Below are 3,668 nucleotides of genomic sequence, written 5' to 3'. Positions count from 1 at the left end.
GTCCCCTTGCAAAAACGCTATACTGAACATATCCAAGTATTCCTGGTCTACAAACAAACCATCAGCAACTTGTAATTCTCCTCCGTTATCAAATGAAACACCTTCTATAAATGGAGAGTAAGCTGCCGCCATTTCGACTTGGGAAAGTTCTGTCCTCATGGCTGCTGCCATTTCAGCAGGTGTGATTCCAATGGTTACAATACCTGTGGAGTTGTCATGATTGGTGAATACAGCATATATCCTATCTCCTAGTACATGATATCTGTTGATACCCAATTCATCCTTTACCCACATCATGATCAATATCACAGTAGTGAGCCCCAAAGTAATTCCCAGAAGATTGATCCCGAAGGTCATTCTGTGCTTACGGAAACTTCTAACGGCGATTTTGAGGTAGTTGAGGAACATGGTGGGAAGTTGGGGAGTTAGGAGTGGGAAGTTGGGAAGTGGAAGTTGGAAGTTGGAAGTTGGAAGTTGGAAGTGGGGGGTTTTGTGTCTGGAATTGTTCCTATTCTTCTCACCATTTATTGGTTTTGGTAAATCATAAAATAAGATGATTTCAGAACCTAGGCACGTCAATAAAGCCAAAGCTTGAGAGAGATTTCCAAAGTTTTGAAAATCCCTCCCTTTCTTCTATCATTTATTCTTTACAGCCAATTTGATAAAACTGACCCTAATATTTTCTGCTTCCCCAAGTCTTGGTTCTTGTGTCTTGGTTCTTGAATCTTAAAACTAAACATGGAACTGCTCCCTGATATTCTCAGTCACCACTTTACCATCAAATAAGTTGATGATACGGTGGGCATAGTTGGCATCGTGGGGAGAGTGGGTTACCATCACGATGGTTGTTCCTTCATTATTAAGTTCTTCCAAAAGTCTCATCACTTCTTCCCCGTTGGCAGAATCAAGGTTACCGGTAGGTTCATCGGCGAGTATCACAGAAGGCTTGGCTATAATAGCACGGGCTATGGCTACCCTTTGCTGCTGACCACCTGAAAGCTGCTGTGGAAAGTGGTCTTTCCTGTGCATGATCCCCATTCGGGTCAATACCTCCTCTACCCTTCTTTTCCTTTCATCAGAGGGAGTCTTTAAGTAAAGCAAGGGAAGTTCAACATTTTCAAATACTGTAAGTTCATCGATCAGGTTAAAGCTTTGGAATACAAATCCAATGTTTCCTTTTCTAAGTTGGGATCTTTGTCTTTCAGAGAATTTGGCCACTTCATTTTCAATAAAATGGTATTCACCTGCATCAGGATTGTCCAATAGCCCGATGATATTGAGCAATGTAGACTTGCCGCAGCCCGATGGGCCCATAATGGCTACAAATTCCCCTTTCTTGATTTCAATATTGATATCATCCAAGGCAGTGGTCTCTACTTCCTCAGTGGTGTAGAGTTTTTTGAGATTGACGGTTTTGATGATGTTTTGCATGTGATTGAGGTAGTTATATTTAATTTATTAGACGGAAGACAGAAGACGGAAGACGGAAGTTTGGCTATATCTAAACTTCAAAGTTTTCCAGCACTTAAGTCCCATTCTTTTTAATTTTTATGGACAATTGATTTAAATTTCATTTTATGTTTCTTTTAAAACTTACCATCATATTCATAAGATTGAAGGCTTCTTCATATCTTAATCGAAATTCTTCTTCAGTTATGTAATTCCTCCTTTTGGCTTTATGCAAACAAGTAACTACTTCGGCCAAAGATCTAATAGAATAAGACATAAATCTTTTTTGTTCAAGGTTTGACTGATCAATAGAGCCTTCAGCAATATTTAAGGCAATTGAATCCGATGCTTTTCTTGATTGGGAAGACAATCCAAACATTTCATAGTTCGGGAATTTCAAAACCAAATGAGGAATGTTTTCTCCAAATTCCATTGCATTTTGCCAGATAGTTAGTTTTTCAAATTTAAATTTCATGATTTCATTGGTTTAGATTTTGAATTTTTTTAAACCAAATTACTAAATCCCATTCGATGAAAATAAAAACTACACCAACTTAATCGACTAATTTAAACTATTCGAATTTTCCGAATCTATCCCATCTCCCGTCTTCCGTCTTCTGTCTTCTGTCTTTTTTCACTTCCTACTCCCCACTTCCAACCTATTTCAAATTCAACACCTCATTCTTCCCAAAATTCTCATAACCACTAACGATTACCTTCTCTCCGGATTGTAAGCCTTCGATCACTTCGTAGAATTCGGGGTTTTTACGGCCTAGGCGGATGTTTCTTTTTTCTGCTTTGCCAGTCTGTTGATCTACTACAAATACCCAATTGCCTCCGGTATCCTTGTAAAAGCCGCCAGTCGGCAACAATAAGGCTAAATTGCTTTCACCCAATTCCAACCTGATTCTCACAGTTTGTCCCCGGCGGATTCCTGTCGGAACTTCATCGGTAAAGAACATATCGACCTCAAACCTTCCCGCATTCACATTGGGATAAATCTTGCCTATTTCAAGTTCATAATTGCCACCTGAAAATGAAAATGATCCTTTCAAACCTGTATAAATTCTTGGTAAATACAATTCGTCAATGGGAACCCTAACTTTAAATTTGTCCAAGATATCAATTTGGCCATATCGCTCACCCGCACTGATGGATTGTCCAACTTCGATTTGTTGTGTAGAAAGTTGTCCCGTGATAGGTGCCTTTACGGCTAGGTTATCAAGGATATGACCTACTCCATCAAGGGATTGATTCATCCTGCTTTCAGAGTCCTGCAGCTGACGTTTCTGTGCAACACGGGAGATAGAATCATTCCGGTATGCCGTATAAGTCAATTTTCTTCGTTTGACATTGTATTCATATTGTTCTTTGACTTCCTCAAATTCTCTGTCCGAAACCAGCTTCTTTTCATGGAGTTCCTTAAATCTTTCATATTGGGGCTTCAATAGACTGATTTGATAATCAATCTCTGCAAGTTGACCTTGTTGACTGAGGTCATTTTGATCCAATTGAAGGCGGACTTGTCTTAGGTTGTTGATCTGGAAATACAATCCCGACTCTCTTTCCATTACTTCTAATTGCAACTTAGAATTGGACAACATCAAAATGGTATCCCCAGCATTGACAAAAGCCCCTGATTCCCGGACTATTCTTTGAATATTACCACCTTCCAAAGCATCGAGGAAGAAAACTTCTCCAGGTTCTATATTGCCACTGACAGGAATATAATCTGTGAACTCACCCTCTTTGACCGTAGCGATGGTGATGCGTTCCATATTGACATTCATGGACGATCTGGAGTCAGCAAATACCAATTGGTACAAAATAAATCCTACCAATAAGGTACCTCCTGCAACCATTGCAATAAACTTTGGGGTCCAAGTCTTTTTTTCAATCTTTCTATCCATTGCGGTAATTTCCATTTATTCGATTGAGCTGTTATTGCCAATTAATATGCCACGAACAAAACCGTCAAAAAAACCCAAAAAAGGCATCTTGGCAGTTAGAGTCGTTTTTTTATCGAACAAAATTGTCCGCCAGCGACCAAAAAATACTGATTATAGCTCAATGGCCCCTGATATTTATTTTGTATTGAAAATGAAAAAATAGCGTAATTTTAATCCAATGCCCGATTTTGAAAAAACATTGTCCGTTTGTATCATTTCGGTACAAGGTTTGAAAAAAAAGAGAAAGGATGAAGGATAAAGGATGAAGGA

Annotated in this window: 4 protein-coding genes; all 4 read right to left on the bottom strand. The window is 39.0% G+C overall.

Going from position 1 to position 3,668, the window contains the following annotated elements; all coding sequences use genetic code 11:
* On the bottom strand, positions 1-408 hold a 408-nt coding region (locus ACEW8U_RS05495), incomplete at its 3' end, for an ABC transporter permease (protein WP_373521035.1).
* A gap of 324 nt (positions 409-732) precedes the next feature.
* Positions 733-1,431, bottom strand: a complete 699-nt coding sequence (locus ACEW8U_RS05490) for an ABC transporter ATP-binding protein (protein ID WP_373521034.1) — start codon at positions 1,429-1,431, stop codon at positions 733-735.
* A 139-nt stretch (positions 1,432-1,570) separates the two neighbouring features.
* Positions 1,571-1,924 carry a four helix bundle protein gene (locus ACEW8U_RS05485; RefSeq protein ID WP_373521033.1) on the bottom strand — a complete coding sequence of 118 codons (354 nt, stop codon included), beginning with the start codon at positions 1,922-1,924 and terminating at the stop codon, positions 1,571-1,573.
* 184 nt (positions 1,925-2,108) lie between these two features.
* Positions 2,109-3,374 carry an efflux RND transporter periplasmic adaptor subunit gene (locus ACEW8U_RS05480; RefSeq protein ID WP_373521032.1) on the bottom strand — a complete coding sequence of 422 codons (1,266 nt, stop codon included), beginning with the start codon at positions 3,372-3,374 and terminating at the stop codon, positions 2,109-2,111.
* Between the last annotated feature and the right edge of the window lie 294 nt (positions 3,375-3,668).

Origin of the sequence: Aquiflexum sp., assembly GCF_041751335.1 — a bacterium.
Taxonomy (GTDB): domain Bacteria; phylum Bacteroidota; class Bacteroidia; order Cytophagales; family Cyclobacteriaceae; genus Aquiflexum.
This window is presented reverse-complemented; position numbering and strand designations above follow the sequence as displayed.

Coding starts and splice junctions, on each gene's coding strand:
- ACEW8U_RS05490 (WP_373521034.1), bottom strand. CDS start 1,431: ATGCAAAACATCATCAAAACCGTCAATCTCAAAAAACTCTACACCACT.
- ACEW8U_RS05480 (WP_373521032.1), bottom strand. CDS start 3,374: ATGGAAATTACCGCAATGGATAGAAAGATTGAAAAAAAGACTTGGACC.
- ACEW8U_RS05485 (WP_373521033.1), bottom strand. CDS start 1,924: ATGAAATTTAAATTTGAAAAACTAACTATCTGGCAAAATGCAATGGAA.